This window comes from Puniceibacterium sp. IMCC21224, from assembly GCF_001038505.1.
In the GTDB taxonomy this organism is placed as follows: Bacteria; Pseudomonadota; Alphaproteobacteria; order Rhodobacterales; family Rhodobacteraceae; genus Puniceibacterium.
In genome coordinates, this window is record NZ_LDPY01000001.1 from 2028003 (window position 1) to 2049672 (window position 21670).

The 21670-nt window shown below is 60.0% G+C and carries 25 protein-coding genes and 2 pseudogenes; 25 read left to right on the plus strand and 2 right to left on the minus strand.

Translation table 11 applies throughout. From position 1 onward, the window contains the following. Positions 1 to 6: 6 nt before the first annotated feature. Together glmS and glmU are read right to left on the minus strand one after the other, a co-directional pair. Complete coding sequence (glmS, locus tag IMCC21224_RS09340; protein WP_047995123.1) at positions 7 to 1824, minus strand: glutamine--fructose-6-phosphate transaminase (isomerizing); 1818 nt, start codon at positions 1822 to 1824, stop codon at positions 7 to 9. After that, the gene (gene glmU, locus IMCC21224_RS09345) at positions 1824 to 3179 is read right to left on the minus strand and encodes a bifunctional UDP-N-acetylglucosamine diphosphorylase/glucosamine-1-phosphate N-acetyltransferase GlmU (RefSeq protein WP_047995124.1); all 1356 of its coding nucleotides are present in this window, start codon (positions 3177 to 3179) and stop codon (positions 1824 to 1826) included. The genes glmS and glmU overlap by 1 nt, the downstream gene beginning before the upstream one ends. Before the next feature lie 120 nt (positions 3180 to 3299). On the opposite strand from glmU, the gene IMCC21224_RS09350 reads away from it, so the two are divergent. The 25 genes and pseudogenes from IMCC21224_RS09350 (at position 3300) to IMCC21224_RS09470 (ending at position 21616) form a co-directional block, all read left to right on the plus strand. After that, positions 3300 to 3962, plus strand: a complete 663-nt coding sequence (locus IMCC21224_RS09350; RefSeq protein WP_047995125.1) for an HAD-IA family hydrolase — start codon at positions 3300 to 3302, stop codon at positions 3960 to 3962. A 62-nt stretch (positions 3963 to 4024) separates the two neighbouring features. After that, complete coding sequence (locus IMCC21224_RS09355) at positions 4025 to 5224, plus strand: DegT/DnrJ/EryC1/StrS aminotransferase family protein (protein ID WP_047995126.1); 1200 nt, start codon at positions 4025 to 4027, stop codon at positions 5222 to 5224. 235 nt (positions 5225 to 5459) lie between these two features. Further along, positions 5460 to 6623: an isovaleryl-CoA dehydrogenase gene (locus tag IMCC21224_RS09360; RefSeq protein WP_047995127.1), complete on the plus strand. Its 1164-nt coding sequence runs from the start codon at positions 5460 to 5462 to the stop codon at positions 6621 to 6623. 62 nt (positions 6624 to 6685) lie between these two features. After that, complete coding sequence (locus IMCC21224_RS09365; protein WP_047995128.1) at positions 6686 to 7345, plus strand: glutathione S-transferase family protein; 660 nt, start codon at positions 6686 to 6688, stop codon at positions 7343 to 7345. A 360-nt stretch (positions 7346 to 7705) separates the two neighbouring features. Then, positions 7706 to 8071 carry an NADH-quinone oxidoreductase subunit A gene (locus tag IMCC21224_RS09370; protein ID WP_047995129.1) on the plus strand — a complete coding sequence of 122 codons (366 nt, stop codon included), beginning with the start codon at positions 7706 to 7708 and terminating at the stop codon, positions 8069 to 8071. Continuing rightward, positions 8071 to 8601 (plus strand): annotated as a pseudogene (locus IMCC21224_RS09375) (NADH-quinone oxidoreductase subunit B family protein); the annotation flags it as partial. The gene IMCC21224_RS09370 and the pseudogene IMCC21224_RS09375, both read left to right, overlap by 1 nt. Positions 8602 to 8605: 4 nt before the next feature. After that, complete coding sequence (locus IMCC21224_RS09380; protein ID WP_047995130.1) at positions 8606 to 9214, plus strand: NADH-quinone oxidoreductase subunit C; 609 nt, start codon at positions 8606 to 8608, stop codon at positions 9212 to 9214. Continuing rightward, entirely contained in the window at positions 9211 to 9447 is a 237-nt protein-coding gene (locus tag IMCC21224_RS09385; RefSeq protein WP_156178205.1) for a hypothetical protein, read from the plus strand. The genes IMCC21224_RS09380 and IMCC21224_RS09385 overlap by 4 nt, the downstream gene beginning before the upstream one ends. After that, entirely contained in the window at positions 9447 to 10667 is a 1221-nt protein-coding gene (locus IMCC21224_RS09390; RefSeq protein WP_047995132.1) for an NADH-quinone oxidoreductase subunit D, read from the plus strand. The genes IMCC21224_RS09385 and IMCC21224_RS09390 overlap by 1 nt, the downstream gene beginning before the upstream one ends. Further along, complete coding sequence (locus IMCC21224_RS09395) at positions 10664 to 10951, plus strand: hypothetical protein (protein ID WP_047995133.1); 288 nt, start codon at positions 10664 to 10666, stop codon at positions 10949 to 10951. The genes IMCC21224_RS09390 and IMCC21224_RS09395 overlap by 4 nt, the downstream gene beginning before the upstream one ends. Continuing rightward, positions 10941 to 12116, plus strand: coding sequence for an NADH-quinone oxidoreductase subunit E (locus tag IMCC21224_RS09400; protein WP_047995134.1), 1176 nt, complete (start codon positions 10941 to 10943; stop codon positions 12114 to 12116). Before IMCC21224_RS09395 ends, IMCC21224_RS09400 begins: the two co-directional genes overlap by 11 nt. Before the next feature lie 28 nt (positions 12117 to 12144). Beyond that, positions 12145 to 12939 carry a hypothetical protein gene (locus IMCC21224_RS27015; protein WP_047995135.1) on the plus strand — a complete coding sequence of 265 codons (795 nt, stop codon included), beginning with the start codon at positions 12145 to 12147 and terminating at the stop codon, positions 12937 to 12939. Positions 12940 to 12961: 22 nt separating this feature from the next. After that, positions 12962 to 13180: a DUF5337 domain-containing protein gene (locus IMCC21224_RS09410; RefSeq protein ID WP_047995136.1), complete on the plus strand. Its 219-nt coding sequence runs from the start codon at positions 12962 to 12964 to the stop codon at positions 13178 to 13180. Between the two features lie 3 nt (positions 13181 to 13183). After that, positions 13184 to 14479 carry an NADH-quinone oxidoreductase subunit NuoF gene (nuoF, locus tag IMCC21224_RS09415; RefSeq protein ID WP_047995137.1) on the plus strand — a complete coding sequence of 432 codons (1296 nt, stop codon included), beginning with the start codon at positions 13184 to 13186 and terminating at the stop codon, positions 14477 to 14479. A 4-nt stretch (positions 14480 to 14483) separates the two neighbouring features. Further along, positions 14484 to 14888, plus strand: a complete 405-nt coding sequence (locus tag IMCC21224_RS09420; protein ID WP_047995138.1) for an MAPEG family protein — start codon at positions 14484 to 14486, stop codon at positions 14886 to 14888. Then, on the plus strand, positions 14888 to 15379 hold the full coding sequence (locus tag IMCC21224_RS09425; protein ID WP_047995139.1) for a DUF3291 domain-containing protein: 492 nt from the start codon (positions 14888 to 14890) through the stop codon (positions 15377 to 15379). The genes IMCC21224_RS09420 and IMCC21224_RS09425 overlap by 1 nt, the downstream gene beginning before the upstream one ends. Before the next feature lie 5 nt (positions 15380 to 15384). Next, positions 15385 to 15714: a hypothetical protein gene (locus IMCC21224_RS09430; protein ID WP_047997007.1), complete on the plus strand. Its 330-nt coding sequence runs from the start codon at positions 15385 to 15387 to the stop codon at positions 15712 to 15714. A gap of 123 nt (positions 15715 to 15837) precedes the next feature. Further along, positions 15838 to 16263 (plus strand): DUF5333 domain-containing protein, encoded by a 426-nt coding sequence (locus IMCC21224_RS09435; RefSeq protein WP_197089189.1) that lies wholly within the window; start codon positions 15838 to 15840, stop codon positions 16261 to 16263. Positions 16264 to 16267: 4 nt separating this feature from the next. Next, positions 16268 to 18285: pseudogene (nuoG, locus tag IMCC21224_RS09440) on the plus strand (NADH-quinone oxidoreductase subunit NuoG). 38 nt (positions 18286 to 18323) lie between these two features. Further along, entirely contained in the window at positions 18324 to 18677 is a 354-nt protein-coding gene (locus tag IMCC21224_RS09445; RefSeq protein ID WP_231582141.1) for a hypothetical protein, read from the plus strand. 7 nt (positions 18678 to 18684) lie between these two features. After that, entirely contained in the window at positions 18685 to 19722 is a 1038-nt protein-coding gene (gene nuoH / locus IMCC21224_RS09450; protein WP_047995141.1) for an NADH-quinone oxidoreductase subunit NuoH, read from the plus strand. A 1-nt stretch (position 19723) separates the two neighbouring features. Beyond that, positions 19724 to 20218, plus strand: coding sequence for an NADH-quinone oxidoreductase subunit NuoI (nuoI, locus tag IMCC21224_RS09455; RefSeq protein WP_047995142.1), 495 nt, complete (start codon positions 19724 to 19726; stop codon positions 20216 to 20218). Next, positions 20215 to 20616, plus strand: a complete 402-nt coding sequence (locus IMCC21224_RS09460) for a carboxymuconolactone decarboxylase family protein (RefSeq protein ID WP_047995143.1) — start codon at positions 20215 to 20217, stop codon at positions 20614 to 20616. Before nuoI ends, IMCC21224_RS09460 begins: the two co-directional genes overlap by 4 nt. Further along, positions 20613 to 21017 carry a carboxymuconolactone decarboxylase family protein gene (locus IMCC21224_RS09465; protein WP_047995144.1) on the plus strand — a complete coding sequence of 135 codons (405 nt, stop codon included), beginning with the start codon at positions 20613 to 20615 and terminating at the stop codon, positions 21015 to 21017. The genes IMCC21224_RS09460 and IMCC21224_RS09465 overlap by 4 nt, the downstream gene beginning before the upstream one ends. Then, positions 21014 to 21616, plus strand: coding sequence for an NADH-quinone oxidoreductase subunit J (locus tag IMCC21224_RS09470; protein ID WP_047995145.1), 603 nt, complete (start codon positions 21014 to 21016; stop codon positions 21614 to 21616). Before IMCC21224_RS09465 ends, IMCC21224_RS09470 begins: the two co-directional genes overlap by 4 nt. The last annotated feature ends 54 nt before the right edge of the window (positions 21617 to 21670 follow it).

The following is a 21670-nucleotide window of genomic DNA, read 5'->3' on the forward strand; positions in this document are numbered from 1 at the left end:
GCGAGATTATTCAACCGTGACAGATTTGGCCAGATTGCGGGGTTGGTCCACGTCTGTGCCTTTGGCGACCGCCGTGTGATAGGCCAGCAGTTGCGCGGGCAGGGCGTAGAGGATCGGACTCAGCACGCTGGGCACTTCGGGTAGCACGATGGTTTGCCAGACATCCTGGCCTGCGGCGGCGGCCCCAGCGGCATCGGTGATCAGCAGCACTTTGCCGCCACGGGCCATGACCTCTTGCATGTTCGACACGGTCTTGTCGAACAGAGTGTCACGCGGAGCCATGACCACAACTGGCACCGTCTTGTCGATCAGGGCGATGGGCCCGTGTTTAAGTTCGCCTGATGCATAAGCTTCGGCGTGTATATAGCTGATTTCTTTTAGTTTAAGGGCGCCCTCAAGGGCGAGGGGGTACATCAGGCCGCGTCCCAAGAACAGCACATCCCTTGCCTCGGCGATCAGCCGCGCGGCTTTCTGGATCACCGGGTCGCGGTCCAGAGCGATGTTCAACACACCGGGCAATCCGCGCAGGGCCGACAGTATTTCGGTCCGGGTTTCTGGCGTCATGCGACCACGCTCCACCGCCGCCTTCAGGGCCAGCAGCAGCAGCACATTGAGCTGGCAGGTAAATGCCTTGGTCGAGGCAACACCGACCTCGATTCCTGCATGGATTGGCAGGGCCAGATCGCTTTCGCGGGCGATCGAGGATTCGGGCACATTGACGATTGATACGATCTGCTCGGCCTTGCCCTCGCAATAACGCAGCGCAGCGAGGGTGTCGGCGGTTTCGCCGGACTGGCTGACGAACAGGGCGGTCGTTCCGGGTGTGATCGGCGGCTCGCGGTAGCGGAACTCCGAGGCGACATCGACTTCGACTGGCAGGCCCGCCAGTTGTTCGAACCAGTATTTCGCTGTCAGGCATGCATAAAAGGCGGTACCGCACGCCACCATGGTCAGCCGCTCGATCCCGGTGAAATCAAGTCCGTCGCCGGGCAGTCGAATGGTGTCACCATCCAGATAGCTGTTCAGCGCATCGGCCAGAACCGTGGGCTGTTCGGCGATCTCTTTCGCCATAAAGTGTTTGTACCCCGCCTTGTCGACGCGGGTGGCATCCGCGTGGATGAGTTTGACCGGCCGATTGACCAGCCGACCATCTTTGTCTCTGATTTCAAGCGTCTTGCGGGTGATGATCGCGCGGTCGCCCTCGGCCAGATAGGTGATGCGGTCGGTGAGCGGGGCCAGCGCGATGGCATCCGATCCAACATACATTTCGCCGTCGCCGTGGCCAACGGCCAGCGGCGATCCTTTGCGCGCGGCGATCATGAGATCGTCTTCGCCATCGAACAGGAACACCAGTGCAAAGGCCCCTTCGAGGCGCGCCAGCGTGTGCTCGGCCGCCTGCACATGGTTCAGGCCCTGCGCCAGATGATGTTGCGTGAGCAGTGCCACGGTTTCGGTATCCGTCTGGGTGGCAAAGCTGTAGCCGTGCTGGGCAAGTTCCTCGCGCAGTTCACGGTAATTCTCGATGATGCCGTTATGGACAACGGCCACTGGTCCGGCCTTGTGCGGGTGCGCGTTCGAAGTGGTCGGGGCGCCATGTGTGGCCCAGCGGGTGTGGCCGATCCCGGCCTTGCCTGCCAGCGGTTCATGCACCAGCAGATCCGACAGGTTGACCAGCTTGCCAACCGCGCGGCGACGATCGAGATGACCATCGTTCACGGTGGCAATGCCCGCACTGTCATAGCCGCGATATTCCAGCCGTTTCAACGCCTCAACAAGGATTGGCGCGACCTCATGATCCCCGAGAACCCCAACGATACCGCACATTAGTCAGTCTCCTTTTGCAGCCTGGCTTTTTTGGCCTTTAGCATCTCGACCAGTTTGCGGCCGTAACCGTCCTTTGTGGCCTGTTTGGCGCGTCCCAGCGCCAAAGCATCGTCAGGCACGTCACTGGTGATCACTGACCCGCTGCCGGTAAGCGCGTTGTTGCCCACGCGAACCGGGGCAACCAGCATGGTGTTGGAGCCGATAAAGGCATGTGCGCCAATGGTTGTGCGATGCTTGAACACGCCATCGTAGTTGCAGGTGATGGTGCCGGCACCGATATTGGTGCCTTCGCCGATGTCGGCATCACCTATATAGCTTAGATGGTTGGCTTTGACGCCAGTGTCGAGATGGGCGTTCTTGATCTCAACAAAGTTGCCGACATGCACGTCCTCGGCCAGTTCCGCGCCGGGGCGCAGACGGGCGTAGGGGCCGACCACTGCGCCGCGTGACACGTGGCACCCTTCGAGATGCGAAAAGGCGCGGATGCGGGCACCGGATTCCACTGTGACACCGGGGCCGAAGACCACGTTCGGCTCAATCTCGGCATCGCGGCCGATGGTGGTGTCATAAGACAGGAACAGCGTTTCGGGGGCCTGAATGGCGACCCCATCCTCGATCAGAGCGGCGCGGGCGCGGGTCTGGAACAGCGCCTCGGCGCGGGCCAGCTCGGGTCGCGAATTGATGCCCAGCGTCTCAGATTCGTCGCAGGTCACGGTGGTGGCTGTCAGGCCGCGGGCGTGGGCCAGCGCTACGATATCGGTAAGGTAATATTCCCCCGCCGCATTGTCGTTGCCGACTCCGGCGATCAGATCGAACAACGTTGCCGAATTCGCCATAAGAACCCCGGAGTTGCACAGTGTCAGGGCGCGCTCGTCCTCGGAGGCGTCCTTGTATTCGACAATTCGCTCCAGCTTGTCGCCTTGCATCACCAGTCGACCATATCGGCCCGGATCTGCGGCGTCGAATCCCAGCACGACCAGATTATGGCGCGCCCGTGCGACGGCCATCTTTTCGAGGGTTTGCTGGCGGATGAACGGGGTGTCGCCGTACAGCACCAGCACATTGCCGTCGAATCCGTGCAGTGCGTCGCGCGCCTGTGCGACAGCATGCGCAGTGCCCAACTGTTCGTCTTGTCGTACCACGCTGGCCTCGGCATCGTAATCGGTCACGACGGCGCTGACCTGATCCGCGCCGTGCCCTGCGACCACTACGATCCGATCCGGGGCGAGCGCCGATCCGGCCTGCATTGCGTGCACCAGCATCGGCGCGCCGGCGATCTTGTGCAGCACCTTTGGGGTGTCGGACTCCATTCGGGTGCCCTTGCCTGCGGCCAGGATGACCAATGCGATGCTCATGCCACACTCTCTTTTGTTATTTGACTGGGCCCGTTTTATCGGTCCTGTGGCGCAGGGCAAGGTGGCATGGCTTCACGATGGATTGCGGGTTGTGACAGGTAAATGAGGGATGGGGAAAATATGCGGACAGTGATTTTTGATCTCGACGGCACTTTGGCGGACACAAGTGGCGATCTGATCGCCGCCGCCAACGCCTGTTTTGTCGCGCGTGGGGATGGTCCGCAACTGGACCCGGCAACCGATGCGGGCACGGCACTGCGCGGCGGGCGGGCGATGTTGACGCTGGGGCTGGAACGCATCGACGCCCTAAGTGTTGAGGACGTGGATCGCTGGTATCCGGTTCTGCTGGAGGAATACGGCAAAGCAATTGCTACTCATACGGTGCTTTATCCCGGTGCGCTGGCTGCGGTGACAAAGCTGCTCGAGGCGGGCTACAAAGTCGGGATCTGCACCAACAAACCCGAGGGACTGGCCGAGCAGTTGTTACAGGCGCTGGGGATTCGGTCGCATTTTGCGTCGCTGATCGGGGCGGACACTCTGACAACCCGCAAACCTGACGCGGCACCCTATGTTGCAGCGGTCGAGCAGGCGGGCGGTGCCGTAGCGCAAAGCTGTCTGATCGGGGATACGGTGACGGACCGGAACACGGCGCGAGCGGCAGGGGTGCCCTGCGTGTTGGTTACCTTCGGCCCATCCGGCGGGGATATGGCGGCGCTGGATCCCGAGGCGCTGATCGGCCATTTTGATGAACTTGCGGGCGTCGTCACCAGGTTGATCGGCTAAGACATCCCGCCGACACGCGAGGCCCCATTGACCGGCCCTTGGTTGTCCCGCATCAATGCACCATGGACGAGATATTCACGGGCAGTTTCACCCAACAAGAGCCGATTTCCGATGACGGAATCGCGGCGGCTCTTGACGTGCTGCGCCATGGTCGCTTGCATCGCTACAATACGCAGGGCGATGAGATCGCAGAAACCGCGCTGCTGGAAGAGGAATTTGCGGCCCTCATCGGCGCGCGCTATTGCCTTGCGGTGGCGTCGGGTGGCTATGCCATGGCCACAGCGTTGCGGGCTCTTGGGGTGGGGCCGTGCGATAAGGTGCTGACCAACGCCTTTACCCTGGCGCCCGTACCAGGTGCGATTGCCGCCGTTGGCGCGGTGCCGGTGTTTGTCGGCGTCACCGAGGCTTTGACCATCGACCTTGATGACCTTGCGGCCAAGTTGGATCAGGCAAACGTGCTGATGCTTAGCCATATGCGCGGTCATATCTGCGACATGGACCGGCTGATTGCGCTGTGCAACGCAGCGGGTGTGCGGGTGATCGAGGATTGCGCCCATACCATGGGGGCCAGCTGGAACGGTGTGCCGTCGGGACGTCATGGCGTGATCGGCTGCTATTCCTGCCAGACCTACAAGCATGTAAATTCGGGCGAGGGGGGATTTCTGGTCAGTGATGATGCCGACCTGATGGCCCGGTCGGTGATCTTGTCGGGGTCCTATATGCTGTATTCCCGCCACCGCGCCGCCCCGCCACCCGAGGCGTTCGAGGCGGTAAAATACATCACGCCAAACATCTCGGGGCGGATGGATAACCTGCGCGCGGCGATCCTGCGGCCACAGTTGCGGGATCTGGACGCGCGGGTGGCGCGCTGGAACGAACGCTATGCGGTGGTCGAGGCGGGGCTGCACGATCTGCCCGGCCTTCAGTTGATCCCGCGATCAGCTGCCGAGCAGTTTGTCGGATCATCACTCCAGTTCCTGCTGCTTGATTGGTCAGCCGACGCTGTGCGCCAGGTGTTGCGCCGCTGTTCGGCACGCGGGGTTGATCTGAAATGGTTTGGCGGGACTGAGCCTGTGGCGTTCACGTCGCGCTATTCTTCGTGGCGCTATGCACCGTCGGAGGCGATGCCGACATCGGACCGAATCCTGGACGGGATTATCGATCTGCGATTGCCGCTGACCTTCAGCCTTGAGGATTGTGCGCAAATCGCGCGAATCATTCGGGCCGAGGTGGCTGTGGTATTCCAGTCCGCGCCGGTATGACCGGAACGTCCGAAGTTTGGACGGAAATGGACGATCGCGTCGCCACCGGTGTCGATGGGGTCATCCGTCACGGTCGCTATCGCTTTGAATTTCGCGGTGCCCCATGCAACGCTGTCACCTGACGACGGGCCAAACACAACCGACATCCAGATTGGCTGACTCGGTGGCCGCGTGAGCTGAAAATTGCACAGGCGTCCGGTAGACTGGCGTCTGTCAAAAGGGGGAGGGACTGCAGGTGTTCAACGCGGTGATGAAATTCGATTTGGGTGAGGACGTGAATGCCCTGCGTGACATGGTCCACCGCTGGGCACAGGATCGTATCCGCCCGATGGCGACGCAGGTTGACAGCAGCAATATCTTTCCGCCCGAGCTATGGCGCGAAATGGGCGATCTTGGCCTGCTTGGGATCACGGTGCCCGAGGAATATGGCGGTGCGGGTATGGGATACCTTGCCCATGTCATCGCGGTCGAAGAGATTGCCCGCGCCTCGGCCTCGGTTTCGCTGTCCTATGGGGCGCATTCCAACCTGTGTGTCAATCAGATCAAGCTGAACGGCACCCCTGAGCAGCGCCAGACTTACCTGCCGGGACTGGTGGCAGGCGCGCATGTCGGCGCTTTGGCGATGTCCGAGTCCGGGGCTGGATCAGACGTGGTGTCGATGAAGTTGCGGGCCGAGAAACGCAATGACCGCTATGTCCTGAATGGCAACAAATACTGGATCACCAATGGCCCGGACGCCGATACGCTGGTGGTCTATGCCAAGTCCGATCCCGACGCGGGATCCAAGGGAATCACCGCCTTTCTGATCGAAAAGACGATGCAGGGGTTTTCGACCAGCCCGCATTTCGACAAGCTGGGAATGCGTGGATCAAACACCGCCGAGCTGATCTTTGAGGATGTCGAAGTGCCGTTCGAAAATGTTCTGGGCGAAGAGGGCAAGGGCGTGCGCGTTCTGATGTCGGGGCTCGACTATGAACGCGTTGTGCTGGCCGGGATTGGCACCGGGATCATGGCGGCCTGCCTTGACGAGGTGATGCCCTACATCGCCGAGCGCAAGCAATTTGGCCAGTCAATCGGGTCGTTTCAGCTGATGCAGGGCAAGATTGCCGATATGTACACTGCGATGAATTCTGCCCGCGCCTATGTCTACGAAGTGGCCAAGGCCTGTGATCGCGGCGATGTCACCCGTCAGGACGCGGCGGCCTGCTGCCTCTATGCCTCGGAACAGGCGATGGTGCAGGCACATCAGGCGGTGCAGGCGATGGGTGGGGCCGGGTTCCTGAACGATGCGCCGGTTGCGCGGCTGTTTCGCGATGCCAAGCTGATGGAGATCGGAGCCGGCACCTCTGAAATCCGCCGCATGCTGATCGGACGCGAGCTGATGACAGCTATGGTGTGACCGGCAGACGTATTTGCAAAGTTCGCGAGATAGAATTTTGAACACAACAGGAAAACTGCCGCATGATCCGTTTGCATCACGTCCCGTTCTCACGCTCGTTTCGGGTGCTGTGGCTGCTTGAGGAGTTAGGGCTAGACTTTGACGTTGTGCCTTACGCGATCCGCGACGGATCGTTGCGCGGCGCGTTTCAAGGCCTGTCGCCGGCGGGCCGGGTTCCGGCGTTGGAGATTGATGGTCTGACCGTGTTCGAGAGCGGCGCAATCGTGGAATTGCTGAGTGAGAGGTATCCAGAGGCCGGATTGGGACGTGACGTTGGCGATCCGCAAAGGCCGCGCTTTTTGGAATTTCTGCACTTTGCCGAAACCATGGCATCGGTGGTGGAGCAGTTGAACCTGAATCACATTTTCCTGCGTGATCCGGCGCAGGCTTCGCCGGTGGTTATCAAGGTCAACACTGCCCGACTTGCGGGGACACTCGCCGCGCTGGAGCGCCTGTTAGAGCAGGGCCCCTGGCTGTTGGGCGACCGGTTCTCGTCCGTGGATACGATGATGGGGTTCAACCTGTTTGCGGCTCCGTATTACGTTTCTCTGGACGCCTATCCGCGGCTTCAGGCCTATGTCGCACGACTTGAGACTCGTGAGGGATACCAGAGGGCGCGCCTTCGCGATGGCGTGCAGGATTTCTATACCAAGGATTTCTATCCGGTGCCCGAGATCGGTTGAGCCCAGTATCAGGCAAAGGTCCTGTTCCGGGTTGGATGCCTGAACTTTTCTGAATAGTTTTGGTAAAAGTCTTTTGAACGCGGCACAGGGGGCCACAGCCGGATGCGAGTCGCTGATGTGGCGGGTTGGGCGTGGGCTGTGCGCCCAATTTGGCAGCGAATGTTTTGTAAATTTGCCGCTATGGCCCGTTTGTACCGGGAAAATTTAGGATAGAGGGTTGAATCTGAACCCTTTTTCCCAAGACACTGGCATTGTGCGCTTGGTTGACCCCGCCGGGGAGCAGGGATAAGTCATGGTAGCAAGTCAAGTCAGCCAATTTGACGCCGCGCGCAGGACGCGCGACGGGAAAGGAGCCGCCTCGTGGAAGAGATGCTGAGGGAGTACCTCCCCATCCTTGTGTTTCTGGTGATCGCCGTGGGGTTGGGGCTTGTTCTGATCCTGGCCGGTGTGATCATCGCTGTGCGCAATCCAGATCCAGAAAAAGTGAGCGCCTACGAATGCGGGTTCAACGCGTTTGATGATGCCCGGATGAAATTCGATGTGCGGTTCTATCTGGTGTCGATCCTGTTTATCATCTTCGATCTTGAGATTGCGTTTCTCTTTCCCTGGGCCGTGGCCTTTCAGGATGTGAGCATGGTCGGCTTCTGGTCGATGATGGTGTTTCTGGCGGTCCTGACCATCGGCTTTGCCTATGAGTGGAAGAAGGGGGCCCTGGAATGGGAGTGATGGCTGAAAAAGTGCAGACTGGTGCCAACACCGCGGGCGGCGACAAAGAGGTTGCAACGCAGGCACTGAATGCGGAACTCGCCGACAAGGGTTTTCTGCTGACCTCGACCGAAGACATCATCAACTGGGCGCGCACCGGGTCGCTGCACTGGATGACGTTTGGTCTGGCCTGCTGTGCGGTCGAGATGATGCACACCTCGATGCCGCGCTATGACCTTGAACGCTTTGGCACCGCGCCGCGTGCCAGTCCGCGCCAGTCGGATCTGATGATTGTGGCGGGGACGCTGACCAACAAGATGGCACCGGCGCTGCGCAAGGTGTATGACCAGATGCCCGAACCGCGCTACGTGATCTCGATGGGATCATGTGCCAATGGTGGCGGTTACTATCACTACAGCTATAGTGTTGTGCGCGGCTGCGATCGCATCGTTCCGGTGGATGTGTATGTGCCGGGCTGCCCGCCGACAGCCGAGGCGCTTCTATACGGCATTCTGGCGCTGCAACGAAAGATCCGGCGCACGGGACGCTTGTACGATGACCGAAGCCTTGTTGGAATTGGGCGGCTATATCGCCCTCAAACGCCCCGATTGCGTTCTTGGGTGGGATGTGTCGCATGGCGAGCTGAATGTCGACGTCGCCCCGTCGAGCATCAAGGGACTTGTTGAGTTCCTTAAGACCGACAGCACCTGCCGATTTTCGTCGCTGGTGGACATCACCGGGGTTGATTACCCGCAGCGGCCCAAGCGGTTCGACGTGGTCTATCACTTCCTGTCGATGTACCAGAACCATCGCATCCGTCTGCGCGTCAGCATTCGTGAAGATGAGATGGTGCCATCGGTGACCGCGATCCATCCCTCGGCCAATTGGTTCGAGCGCGAAGTGTTCGATATGTTCGGCATCCTGTTCTCGGGGCATCCTGACCTTCGGCGCATCCTCACCGACTACGGATTTCGCGGCCACCCGCTGCGCAAGGACTTCCCGACCACGGGCTATACCGAAGTGCGTTATGATGATGAGCAAAAGCGCGTCGTCTATGAGCCGGTGAGCCTGGTGCAGGAATATCGCCAGTTCGATTTCATGTCGCCTTGGGAAGGTGCGCAATATGTGCTGCCCGGTGACGAAAAGAAGGAGGCTGCCAAGTGAGCCCGCTCGCCATGCCGCTTTATGACCCGTCGCTTGGGGCGTTTGGATTTGTGCTGATGTACCTGCTGTGTGGGCTGGTCTGGGCTTATCCTCTATCACGGCTGCTGCCAAAGCACGGCTACAGTGCCTGGTGGGCGCTGTCTGCCTTTGCGGTTGGCGGCCTGGCCGCGCTGGTTGCGATCTGGCTGATTGCCTTTCCCGAAAAATGGACTCCACCGGAGGACAACGCATGATGGACGGCGCAAAAGGTTTCGACGACGCCCTGACGGGCGAGCAGAAGATTCGCAATTTCAACATCAACTTTGGCCCGCAGCACCCCGCCGCGCATGGCGTGTTGCGGCTGGTGCTTGAGCTGGACGGCGAAATTGTGGAACGCTGCGACCCGCATATTGGCCTGCTACATCGCGGCACCGAAAAGCTGATGGAAAGCCGCACCTATCTGCAGAATCTGCCGTATTTTGACCGGTTGGATTATGTCGCGCCAATGAATCAGGAACATGCCTGGTGTCTGGTGATCGAAAAGCTGACAGGCGTGCAGGTGCCGCGCCGCGCCAGCCTGATCCGCGTGCTGTATTGCGAAATAGGGCGTATTCTAAATCACCTGATGAACGTCACGACGCAGGCGATGGACGTTGGCGCGCTGACGCCGCCGCTCTGGGGGTTCGAAGAACGCGAAAAACTGATGGTGTTCTACGAACGGGCCTGTGGTGCGCGCCTGCATGCGGCCTATTTCCGGCCCGGTGGCGTACATCGGGATCTGCCTGCCGACCTGCTGGACGATATCGACACCTGGGCGGATGAATTTCCCAAGTTTCTGGCCGATATCGACGGTCTGTTGACCGAAAACCGGATCTTCAAGCAGCGTAATGCCGACATCGGTGTTGTGACCGAGCAGGATATCGTCGACTGGGGATTCTCTGGGGTCATGGTGCGTGGTTCTGGCCTCGCCTGGGATTTGCGGCGGGCGCAGCCCTATGAATGCTACGATGAATTTGAATTCCAGATTCCCGTCGGCAAGAACGGCGACTGCTTTGACCGCTATCTGGTGCGCATGGAAGAGATGCGTCAGTCGCTCAGCATCATCAAACAGGCCATTGTCAAACTGAATGCCCCCGAGGGGCAGGGTGACGTGCTGGCACGAGGCAAGATCACGCCACCGTCGCGGGGGGATATGAAAACCTCGATGGAGTCGCTCATTCATCACTTCAAGCTTTATACCGAAGGGTTCCACGTCCCCGAGGGTGAGGTTTATGTCGCGGTTGAGGCGCCCAAAGGCGAATTTGGTGTCTACCTCGTTGCCGACGGCACCAACAAACCCTATCGCGCCAAGATACGTGCGCCGGGGTTCCTGCATCTGCAAGCAATGGACTATGTGGCCAGCGGTCACCAACTGGCGGATGTGGCCGCGATTATCGGGACGATGGATGTCGTCTTTGGGGAGATTGACCGATGAAATCTGTAGTGACTGGCCTTGCGGGCCTGAGTTTTTTGGCCGCATGTGCCCTGCCACCGCAGGGCATCGACAAAGAACGGATCGCGGTGTTCGACACTGCCGTCGCGTCGATTGGCTGCGATCTGGTGTCCGAGTCGGATTACATCCCGGTCGAATTGCAGACTGGCCTCACGCGTGAACAGGTGCAGGAAGTGGCGGCGTACAAGCTGCAGCTCGAAGAGGGTGTGGCGCTGTCGAACGGCGGCTTCCGACTGAAAACCGGAGCCTGTGCCGATGTTGCGTAGACTCAGCAAAGAGCAACCTGACAGCTTTGCCTTTACGCCTGCCAATCTGGCCTGGGCCGAGGCTCAGATCACCAAGTACCCCGAGGGGCGTCAGGCCAGCGCGGTCATTCCGTTGCTGTGGCGCGCCCAGGAGCAGGAGGGTTGGCTGACCCGTCCCGCGATCGAGGGTGTCGCGGATATGCTGGGCATGGCCTATATGCGCGTGCTCGAAGTGGCTTCGTTTTACTTTATGTTTCAGCTGCAACCTGTTGGTACCGTTGCGCATATCCAGGTATGCGGCACCACCTCGTGCATGATTTGCGGTGCCGAAGATCTGATCGGTGTCTGCAAGGACAAGATCGCCGCAAAGGCGCATATGTTGTCGGCTGACGGCAAATTCTCGTGGGAAGAGGTGGAATGCCTTGGGTCCTGCGCCAACGCGCCGATGGCGCAGATTGGCAAGGATTATTACGAGGATCTGACCACTGCGCGGATGGCCGAGATCCTTGATGAACTGGCGGATGGCAAGGTGCCGGTGCCGGGTCCGCAGAACGGGCGCTATGCGGCCGAGCCAAAGATGGGGCTGACCAGCCTTCAGGAGTATGCCAAGGACCGGCCACAGTATAATGCCAGCGCGCAACTCGCTGTGGACATCGGTGACAGCATTAAGCGTATCGACGGCACCGAAGTGCCGCTGACCGCGCCGTGGCAGGATCGCTCGGACAAAAAAGGCGATGCGGTGCCGGATCTCTCGACCCCGGAACTTGCGGATGATCGTCCGGTGGATTCCACCGGGATCGACAAACGCGAGGCCCCGGTGGAATCCACTGGACGCCCCGAGAGTGGTGCCCCGGCTGAGGCGGCGTCAGACAAGGCGACGGCTGAGGATGCGCCGGGCGTCAAGCCCGCGACACTCAGCGGGGCGCGTGATGGTGGGCCGGATGACCTCAAGATGATCAAGGGGGTTGGCCCTAAACTGGAAGCGCTGTTGAACGAACTGGGCTTTTATCATTTCGATCAGATTGCCGCGTGGACCGGCGACGAAATCGCATGGGTCGATCAGAATCTTCAGGGGTTCAAGGGCCGTGTTACGCGTGATGATTGGGTATCGCAGGCGCAGACTCTGGCATCGGGGGGCGAAACCGAATTCGCATCCCGTGTGAAAAAAGGGGACGTCTACGAATAGCGTTTATCGACCACAGGGAGAGTAAGAGATGAGAGAGCCACTCAAAGTAATGGGGTGTGCCCAGGGATGTTGGGTCATTGCTGCGGCTGCCGGAGTGTTGATCGCCTTGTTGTTGCTTCTGTTTGGCGGCTATGGCTTTGCCGGTGCACTCTTTCTTGGGTTGGTTCTGTGTGTGCTGGTCGGTGTGCTATTGAACATGGTTCTGTGTCGCGACATCGGGCAACCGACGGCGAGTAGTGTGGCGCCGCCAACGTCACAAGTCGCGACGCACGAGCTGATTGAGGTTGAGGTTGCTGTTGCGCCGACACCCGAGGCACCTGAAGCCGTTGACGCACCTGCGACCGGCGATCCGGTGTCCGAGGTACCGCATGAGCCGAGCGCTGCTGTCGAGGAGACTGCGGTTGGGATGATCAAACCTTCGACGGTGCTGGCGGGGCAGGTCGAGCTGGCGGAACGCAAGGGGAGCTGGAAGTACCAGGGTGAGGCTGAACCAAACACTCTGGCGGCTGCTGCCGAACCAATGGTCGGCGCAGCTGAGGCTGCGGCGGATAGTAGCCGACCAACCACTCTGGAAGGACCTCGTGGCGGAACGGCGGATGATCTAAAGCGGATCAAGGGGATCGGCCCCAAACTGGAACAGCTCTGCAATCGGCTGGGCTTTTACCATTTTGACCAGATTGCCGGTTGGAGTGCGGCAGAGGTCGCCTGGGTCGATCAGAACCTCGAAGGGTTCAAAGGACGTGTGACCCGGGATACGTGGGTGGCGCAGGCGAAACTGCTTGCGGCCGGCGACGAAACCGAGTTCTCGGCACGGGCATTGTGAACTAAAGGCGGGGCGGAACGGCATGACACAGTGTGGCGATACCCGGCGCCAGGGGCGCGTGATTGCGTTGCTGATAGCTGGCGTCGGGCTGTTCTGGATCGGTGCCACCGCACTGGGCGGTGCGCTGGACTGGAGCCAGCGGATTCGCGCGTTATTCGATCTGGCGGCACTTGCCGGGTTCGGACTGGCGTTATGGATGATATACGGGCTCTGGCGCGACAGCCGGAAAGACAAGGATTGAGCGATGCTGCAGGATAAAGACCGGATCTTTACCAACCTTTACGGGATGCATGACCGCACGCTGAAGGGCGCGCAGGCGCGCGGCCACTGGGATGGTACAGCGGGCATTCTGGCCAAGGGCAAAGACTGGATCGTCGATCAGATGAAACAGTCGGGCCTGCGCGGACGTGGCGGGGCGGGATTCCCAACTGGACTGAAATGGTCGTTCATGCCCAAGGAAAGCGACGGTCGCCCGGCCTATCTTGTGGTGAACGCGGACGAATCCGAACCGGGCACCTGCAAAGATCGCGAGATCATGCGCCACGATCCGCACACGCTGATCGAGGGCTGCCTGATTGCGTCTTTCGCGATGCAGGCCAACGCCTGCTACATCTACATTCGTGGCGAATACATTCGCGAAAAAGAGGCGCTGCAAAACGCCATGGATGAGGCCTATGAGGCCGGTCTGGTCGGCCGCAACGCATGCGGGTCGGGCTATGATTTCGACATTTACCTGCATCACGGCGCCGGTGCCTATATCTGTGGTGAGGAAACCGCGCTGCTCGAAAGCCTTGAGGGCAAAAAGGGCATGCCGCGCATGAAGCCGCCATTCCCGGCGGGCTCGGGCCTTTATGGATGCCCGACGACAGTCAACAACGTCGAATCGATTGCGGTTGTGCCGACGATCCTGCGCCGGGGGCCTGAATGGTTCTCGTCCTTTGGTCGTCCGAATAACGCAGGCACCAAGCTGTTCGCGATCTCGGGCCACGTCAACAACCCCTGCGTCGTCGAAGAGGCGATGTCGATCACTTTTGAAGAGCTGATCGACAAACATTGCGGTGGCATTCGCGGCGGCTGGGACAACCTCAAAGCTGTCATTCCCGGTGGTTCTTCTGTGCCGTGCATCCGTGGCGAGCACATGAAAGAGGCGATCATGGACTTCGACTATCTGCGCGAGCAGCGGTCAGGTCTGGGCACAGCCGCGATCATCGTGATGGATCAAAGCACCGATATCATCAAGGCGATCTGGCGGCTGTCCAAGTTCTACAAACACGAAAGCTGTGGCCAGTGTACGCCCTGCCGCGAAGGCACCGGCTGGATGATGCGCGTCATGGACCGTCTGGTCTCAGGCGAGGCAGAGGTTGAAGAAATTGACATGCTGCTTGACGTGACCAAGCAGGTCGAGGGCCACACAATCTGCGCCCTTGGTGATGCCGCCGCATGGCCGATCCAGGGCCTGATCCGCAACTTCCGGGACGAGATCGAGGACCGGATCAAGCACAAGCGCACAGGGCGCGTCAGCGCCGTGGCGGCGGAGTAGACCGATGGGTCTGTTCCCAGAGTATTCCCATGCCATAGCGTCCCTGGCGGTGTGGGCGCTGATCGTGATCGTTCTGTCGGGAGTGTCGATCAGCGGGAAGGCTGTGGCGCGGTGCGACTGCGGCAAGCCCAGGCGTGACTATGCCGACCCGGTCTATCGCCGGGATCGTGCCTTTCAGAACGCACTTGAGACGTCCGCCCCGTTTCTGGCGGCGACGATTGCCGCGATCCTGGCGGGGGCGCCGCCGTTTTGGGTGAACCTTATGGCGTCGATCTTTGTGGTGTCGCGGGTCGCGATGGCTGTTGTGCATATCGGAACCGAAATTCAGCCGCTGCGATCGGCTTTTTACGGTATCAGTTGGCTGTGCATCCTCGTGACTGCGATCCTGACGTTTGTGGCGGTGTTTTGATGCAGCCTCATGGACATCATCTTGCCGAATTGAACGTGGGCCGCCTTTTGGCACCGACCGACGATCCGCGCGTGGCCGAGTTCATGGAAAACCTTGACCGGATCAACAGTTTGGGCAAACGGATGCCAGGCTTTGTTTGGATGATGGAAGGGGCGGGTGAACCCGGCACCGGCAATACCGAGGCCAAGATCGACAGAGACCCGCAGCAGGTCAGCAACCTGACCGTTTGGGAAAATATCGAGACTTTGGAAGCTTTTGTCTGGAACACCGTGCACCGGCAGTTCTATGAGCGGCGGGCCGAGTGGTTCGAGGTTCTGGGTGAGATGCATTTTGTGATGTGGTGGGTGCCCGAGGGTCATCAGCCAGCACTGGACGAGGCGCTGGAGCGGCTAGCGCATTTGCGGCTGCATGGTGACAGCGAAGATGCCTTTGGCTGGACATACCTGGCTGCGGCGACAGAATGGCACAGCAAGAGTTGCGCAGCGGAGTGACGATGATGCGGACGGTACTTTTGATCACATGTGCGACGCTGGTGTTGGCGAGCTGCACCAGAGACCGTGCAAACGTGCATGCCTTCAATGGCGTGAATTACCGCGGCAAGGTCAGTTCGACCCGTGCAGACCGCCAGCACTTTGTTGCCACGGTCAGTCCAGTTTCAAAAGGGCTGGAAGGCGCGATTGAGGCGGGGCGCTATGAGGGGACCAAGCATTGCATCGAATTTTACGGCACAAGCGACATTGACTGGGTGGTCGGGCCTGACACGCCGCAGGACCAGTTGCGCTTGGACGGTGACGCGCTGACCTTTCAGGGAGCCTGCGCCGGATGATGAATATTGGGGCGATAACAGGGTGTTGGAATGCGTGTTATTGCATATCTGCCGCTCCTGTCCCCATCTTTGCCTGTGGGGGGCTTGCATCGCAGGCCCGTTTCGCATGCAAGGAGAATTGAAATGCGCATGAAGCTTGGAAATCCTTTGGCCGCTGCGCTGTGTCTGGCGCTGTCGACCAACGCAATGGCGGCTGCGGCGCAGGCCAAACCGCCGCTGCGCGAGGTTGCGGTGATTGATGACGGGCTGTTCGCTGTCGCGATGGCAGACGAGATCCGCAACAAATGTGACGGTGTGTCAGCTCGGCTAATCACGGCCTACACGTTTTTGTCGCGGCTCAAGTCCAAGGCGCGGGAACTGGGCTATTCCGACGACGAAATTGACGATCATGTCACCTCTAAACCCGAAAAGGCGCGGATGCGCGCCCGAGGCGAGGCTTATCTCAAAGCCAACGGGGTGACGCTCGGGGACAAGTCCGGCTACTGCAGGCTGGGCAAACAGGAAATCGCGAAGGGCAGCCAGATCGGCGCACTTCTCAAAGCAAGGTGAGACCATGTCAGACCTCCGCAAGATCAATATCGACGGTCAGGTGATCGAAGTCGACGGTGCCATGACCCTGATCCAGGCCTGCGAACAGGCGGGAATCGAGGTGCCGCGGTTCTGTTATCACGAGCGGCTGTCGATTGCGGGTAACTGCCGGATGTGTCTGGTCGAGGTTGTGGGCGGTCCGCCCAAGCCTGCCGCCTCGTGCGCTATGCAGGTGCGCGATCTGCGCCCCGGCAAGGATGGCGAGCCGCCGATGGTCAGGACCAACAGCCCCATGGTCAAAAAGGCCCGCGAGGGCGTGATGGAGTTTCTGCTGATCAACCACCCGCTGGATTGCCCGATTTGCGATCAGGGCGGCGAATGCGATCTTCAGGATCAGGCGATGGCCTATGGCGTCGACTTCAGCCGGTTCCGCGAACCCAAGCGGGCGTCGACGGATCTGGACCTGGGTCCGCTGGTCGAAACCCACATGACGCGCTGCATTTCCTGCACCCGTTGCGTGCGCTTTACCACCGAGGTGGCTGGCATCACCCAGATGGGCCAGACGGGTCGTGGCGAAGATTCCGAGATCACCTCGTATCTGGGGGAGACGCTGGATTCGAACCTTCAGGGTAATATTATCGACCTGTGCCCGGTGGGCGCACTGGTGTCGAAACCCTACGCCTTTACCGCCCGGCCATGGGAACTGACCAAGACCGAATCAATCGACGTGATGGATGCGCTGGGGTCCAACATCCGGGTGGATACCAAGGGGCGCGAAGTCATGCGGTTCCTGCCGCGCAATCATGACGGCGTGAACGAGGAATGGATCAGCGACAAGACGCGATTCGTCTGGGACGGGCTGCGGCGTCAGCGGCTCGATACGCCGTATATTCGTGAGAATGGCAAGCTGCGCAAAGCGAGCTGGCCCGAGGCGCTGTCGGCTGCGGCTGCGGCGATGAAGGACAAAAAGGTCGCGGGTCTGGTTGGGGATCTGGCCCCGGTCGAGGCGGCTTATGCGCTGAAAACCCTGATCGAGGGGCAGGGTGGCCATGTCGAGTGCCGTACCGATGGTGCTCAATTGCCCGCTGACAACCGCTCGGCCTATGTTGGGACTGCGACGATAGAGGATATTGATACTGCCAAACACATTCAACTGATTGGCACCAACCCGCGCGAAGAAGCGCCGGTGCTGAACGCGCGGATTCGCAAGGCCTGGGCCAATGGTGCCAACGTCGGCCTGATCGGTGCGCCGATCGATCTGACCTATGATTATGTCCATGTTGGCACTGACCGTGCCGCGCTGGATGGGCTGCTGGGCCACAAGTTCGACAAGGTTCTGGACGAGCCGTCGGTGATCATTATCGGCCACGGCGCGCTGACCGAAGCAGATGGCGCGGCGGTTCTTGCGGCAGCGATGCAACTGGCGGAGCGGACAAAATCCAAGTTCATGGTGCTGCATACGGCTGCTGGCCGGGTCGGCGCGTTGGATGCGGGGGCTGTTACGGATGGCGGCATGGCGACGGCATTGGGTGGGGCGGAGGTGGTCTATAACCTCGGTGCTGACGAAGTCGAGATCGCGGCGGGGCCATTTGTGATCTATCAGGGCAGCCACGGTGATCGCGGCGCACATCGCGCCGACATCATTCTGCCGGGGCAGCCTATACCGAAGAATCCGGTCTGTTTGTGAACACCGAAGGGCGGCCGCAACTGGCCCTGCGCGCGGGGTTCGCCCCCGGCGAGGCCAAAGAAAACTGGGCTATTCTGCGCGCGCTAAGTGCCGAACTGGACGCGACATTGCCATTTGATTCGCTGGCGCAGCTGCGTCAGGCGCTGATAAAGGCGGTCCCGCATCTGGGGGCGATCGATTCGGTCGCGGAAAATGACTGGCAGCCAGTCGAGTCTGCCAAGCTGGCCAAAGCAGATTTCCGATATGCGATCCGTGACTTTTATCTGACCAATCCGATTGCCCGCGCCAGCCAGCTAATGGCCGAACTTAGTGCCGGGGCTAAGGCGCGCAAAGAGACAATGCTCGCGGCGGAGTAAGGCGGATGCGTGGGATCACCTGCACCTTGCTGGTCTGCATGCTGGGTGGCTGCGCCACATCAGATCGGCAGACCGGACCCTTTGCGCCGGAATACGAGGGAATCGAAACCCGCCTTCTGGATGGCGATCTGGTGAACTTTCTGGTCGAAATGCGGGGCGCGCGGGACACAGATGATGTTGCTGCCTATGCAGAATGCGCTGCGGCACAGTATGCTTTGATACGAGGTTACGGTTTCGCGCGTCATTTACGCACAAATGCGTCCGAAGAGGGTGGCCTCTGGCGCGGAGATGCGGTTTACACGATCTCGCCAGCGTTGCCGCGCGGACTAAAGACGATAGACGCAGAAGTTGTCGTTTCGAGCTGCGCGGAAAATGGAATACCGACGGTATGAGGACTTGATGGCTGATTTCTTTACCACTCCTGGCGGCATTGCCCTGATCATTGTGGCGCAATGCCTTGCCGTTCTGGGCTTTGTCATGGTGAGCCTGCTGTTCCTGGTTTACGGGGACCGCAAGATCTGGGCCGCCGTGCAAATGCGGCGTGGACCCAACGTGGTGGGCCCGTTTGGTCTGTTGCAGACCGTAGCGGACGCGCTGAAATATGTCGTCAAAGAGGTCGTTGTGCCTGCAGGCGCGGACCGGACGGTGTTCATGCTGGCGCCGCTGACCAGTTTTGTCCTTGCGATGATTGCCTGGGCGGTGATTCCATTCTCTGACGGATGGGTTCTGTCCGACATCAATGTGGCGGTCCTGTTCGTGTTGGCTGTCTCCTCGCTCGAAGTTTACGGCGTGATCATGGGGGGCTGGGCCTCGAACTCGAAATACCCGTTCCTTGGGTCGCTGCGGTCGGCAGCCCAAATGATTTCCTACGAAGTGTCGCTGGGCCTGATCATCATTGGCATCATCATCTCGACCGGATCGCTGAACTTTGGCGACATCGTGCGGGCGCAGGACGGGTCGTTCGGGTTCTTCAACTGGTACTGGCTGCCGCATTTCCCGATGGTCTTCCTGTTCTTTATCTCGTGCCTGGCTGAAACCAACCGCCCGCCGTTTGACCTCCCCGAGGCTGAATCCGAACTGGTTGCCGGTTATCAGGTGGAATATTCCTCGACGCCATTCCTGCTGTTTATGGCCGGCGAATATATCGCGATCTTCCTGATGTGCGCGCTGACATCGCTGCTGTTTTTCGGCGGCTGGCTGTCGCCCATTCCGGGCCTGCCGGATGGCGCGCTGTGGATGGTCGGCAAGATGGCGTTCTTCTTCTTCCTCTTCGCTATGGTCAAGGCGATCACGCCGCGCTACCGCTACGACCAACTGATGCGGCTGGGCTGGAAGGTGTTCCTGCCGTTCAGCCTGTTCTGGGTGGTTTTCGTAGCATTCGCGGCAAAATTCGGATGGTTCTGGGGCCTCTATGCCCGCTGGACCGTAGGAGGCTGATATGGCTCAGATGGATTACACTCGCGCAGCGAAATACTGGCTACTTCAGGATTTCTGGGTCGGCATGAAACTGGGGCTTAAGTATTTCTTTGGTCCCAAGGCGACGCTGAACTATCCGCATGAAAAGGGGCCTCTTTCGCCCCGGTTCCGCGGTGAACACGCTTTGCGCCGCTATCCCAGTGGCGAAGAGCGCTGCATCGCGTGCAAACTCTGCGAAGCGGTCTGCCCGGCGCAGGCCATCACCATCGACGCCGAACCGCGCGATGATGGCAGCCGTCGCACGACGCGCTATGATATCGACATGACCAAGTGCATCTACTGCGGTTTCTGCCAAGAGGCCTGCCCGGTTGATGCGATTGTCGAGGGGCCGAATTTCGAGTTCGCCACCGAGACCCGCGAAGAACTGTACTACGACAAGGCCAAGTTGCTGGAAAACGGCGACCGCTGGGAAGCCGAGATTGCCCGCAATCTGGAAATGGACGCGCCCTACAGATGAGCCTGGATGAGCCAAATACAGACGCCTATACGCGGGGCAAGGCGCTTTCTGAACGGGTGAATCCCGGGATGGAGGACGCATTGCAAGCGCGGTATGACGCCTTGGTTCCGGGCATGGCGCGCACGGTTGTGGATGTGGCGTATGGCCAGTTCTACGCCCGTGGCGTGGTCGACGAAAAGACCCGGTTGCTTGCGACAGTAGCGGCTCTGGCAGCACTTGGCGGGCAGACGCGACCCCAGCTCAAGGTTAATATCGCCAGCGCCCGCGCCGTCGGAGCCAGCCGCGAGGAGGTCTGCGAGATCATCTTTCAGATGGCGCTCTATGGTGGCTTGCCGTCGATGATCAACGCGATGAACGCCGCATTAGAAGTCTTTGAGACTGAGGAGACGTCAGCATGAGTGGCAAGACCCCGTTTGAGCTGATGATGGAGCAGGCGCAGGAGATGGCGAAGGCGTTCAATCCGGCAATGACCTCGTTCGATCCCAAAGGGTTTGAACAGCTTTGGCCAACAATGCCCAAGGAATTTATGGAGATGAGTTTCGGCAGGGGCATCAGCAAGGAAGGTCTGGACGCCAAGACCCGGCTGTTGCTGACGCTGGCCGGGCTGACAATGCAGGGCGCACAGGCTGATACGCAGGTGCGCATGACTGTACGCCATGCGCTTGAGGCGGGCGCCACCAAAGACGAAATTGCCGAGACCATCGCACAGATGTCGATGTTCGCAGGTATACCGGCCATGACCCGCGCCATGGAATTGGCGCGCGATGTCATGGAAGACAAAAAGGATCCCGAGACATGAGCGTCTTTGCCTTCTACCTCTTTGCGATCAGCACAATCGTCGGCGGGTTGTTCACCGTCGTCAGCCGCAACCCGGTGCATTCGGTGCTATGGCTCATTCTGGCGTTTCTGTCGTCGGCGGGGCTGTTCGTGCTGCTGGGGGCGGAATTTGTCGCGATGCTGCTGATCATTGTTTATGTCGGCGCGGTCGCGGTGCTGTTCCTGTTTGTGGTGATGATGCTCGATATCGACTTTGCTGAACTCAAGGCTGAAATGGCGCGCTATATGCCGCTGGCGTTGCTGTTTGCCGTGATCATCCTGATGCAATTCGCCATCGCCTTCGGTGCATGGCAATCCTCTGATGCGGCTGAGGGTTTGCGCTTGAACGAAATCGTCGCCGGAACCGAGAATACCGCCGCTCTGGGGCTGGTACTGTATGATCAGTATTTCCTGCTGTTCCAGCTGGCAGGCCTGATCCTGCTGGTGGCGATGATTGGCGCGATTGTGCTGACATTGCGCCACCGTACCGGGATCAAACGCCAGGACGTGGTTGCCCAGATGATGCGCGATCCGGCCAAGGCGATGGAGCTGCGTGATGTGAAACCTGGGCAGGGTCTCTGACGGGGCCCGAACTGGCACGAGACGACAGGCCGCAGGCAACCTGCTGCCGAACCA

Bases quoted from the DNA above. Each gene is read 5' to 3' on its own strand.
- glmS (WP_047995123.1), bottom strand. From the start codon at position 1,824: ATGTGCGGTATCGTTGGGGTTCTCGGGGATCATGAGGTCGCGCCAATC.
- glmU (WP_047995124.1), bottom strand. From the start codon at position 3,179: ATGAGCATCGCATTGGTCATCCTGGCCGCAGGCAAGGGCACCCGAATG.
- IMCC21224_RS09350 (WP_047995125.1), top strand. From the start codon at position 3,300: ATGCGGACAGTGATTTTTGATCTCGACGGCACTTTGGCGGACACAAGT.
- IMCC21224_RS09355 (WP_047995126.1), top strand. From the start codon at position 4,025: ATGGACGAGATATTCACGGGCAGTTTCACCCAACAAGAGCCGATTTCC.
- IMCC21224_RS09365 (WP_047995128.1), top strand. From the start codon at position 6,686: ATGATCCGTTTGCATCACGTCCCGTTCTCACGCTCGTTTCGGGTGCTG.
- IMCC21224_RS09380 (WP_047995130.1), top strand. From the start codon at position 8,606: ATGACCGAAGCCTTGTTGGAATTGGGCGGCTATATCGCCCTCAAACGC.
- IMCC21224_RS09390 (WP_047995132.1), top strand. From the start codon at position 9,447: ATGGACGGCGCAAAAGGTTTCGACGACGCCCTGACGGGCGAGCAGAAG.
- IMCC21224_RS09395 (WP_047995133.1), top strand. From the start codon at position 10,664: ATGAAATCTGTAGTGACTGGCCTTGCGGGCCTGAGTTTTTTGGCCGCA.
- IMCC21224_RS09400 (WP_047995134.1), top strand. From the start codon at position 10,941: ATGTTGCGTAGACTCAGCAAAGAGCAACCTGACAGCTTTGCCTTTACG.
- IMCC21224_RS27015 (WP_047995135.1), top strand. From the start codon at position 12,145: ATGAGAGAGCCACTCAAAGTAATGGGGTGTGCCCAGGGATGTTGGGTC.
- IMCC21224_RS09410 (WP_047995136.1), top strand. From the start codon at position 12,962: ATGACACAGTGTGGCGATACCCGGCGCCAGGGGCGCGTGATTGCGTTG.
- nuoF (WP_047995137.1), top strand. From the start codon at position 13,184: ATGCTGCAGGATAAAGACCGGATCTTTACCAACCTTTACGGGATGCAT.
- IMCC21224_RS09420 (WP_047995138.1), top strand. From the start codon at position 14,484: ATGGGTCTGTTCCCAGAGTATTCCCATGCCATAGCGTCCCTGGCGGTG.
- IMCC21224_RS09425 (WP_047995139.1), top strand. From the start codon at position 14,888: ATGCAGCCTCATGGACATCATCTTGCCGAATTGAACGTGGGCCGCCTT.
- IMCC21224_RS09430 (WP_047997007.1), top strand. From the start codon at position 15,385: ATGCGGACGGTACTTTTGATCACATGTGCGACGCTGGTGTTGGCGAGC.
- IMCC21224_RS09435 (WP_197089189.1), top strand. From the start codon at position 15,838: ATGCGCATGAAGCTTGGAAATCCTTTGGCCGCTGCGCTGTGTCTGGCG.
- IMCC21224_RS09445 (WP_231582141.1), top strand. From the start codon at position 18,324: ATGCTGGGTGGCTGCGCCACATCAGATCGGCAGACCGGACCCTTTGCG.
- nuoH (WP_047995141.1), top strand. From the start codon at position 18,685: ATGGCTGATTTCTTTACCACTCCTGGCGGCATTGCCCTGATCATTGTG.
- nuoI (WP_047995142.1), top strand. From the start codon at position 19,724: ATGGCTCAGATGGATTACACTCGCGCAGCGAAATACTGGCTACTTCAG.
- IMCC21224_RS09460 (WP_047995143.1), top strand. From the start codon at position 20,215: ATGAGCCTGGATGAGCCAAATACAGACGCCTATACGCGGGGCAAGGCG.
- IMCC21224_RS09465 (WP_047995144.1), top strand. From the start codon at position 20,613: ATGAGTGGCAAGACCCCGTTTGAGCTGATGATGGAGCAGGCGCAGGAG.
- IMCC21224_RS09470 (WP_047995145.1), top strand. From the start codon at position 21,014: ATGAGCGTCTTTGCCTTCTACCTCTTTGCGATCAGCACAATCGTCGGC.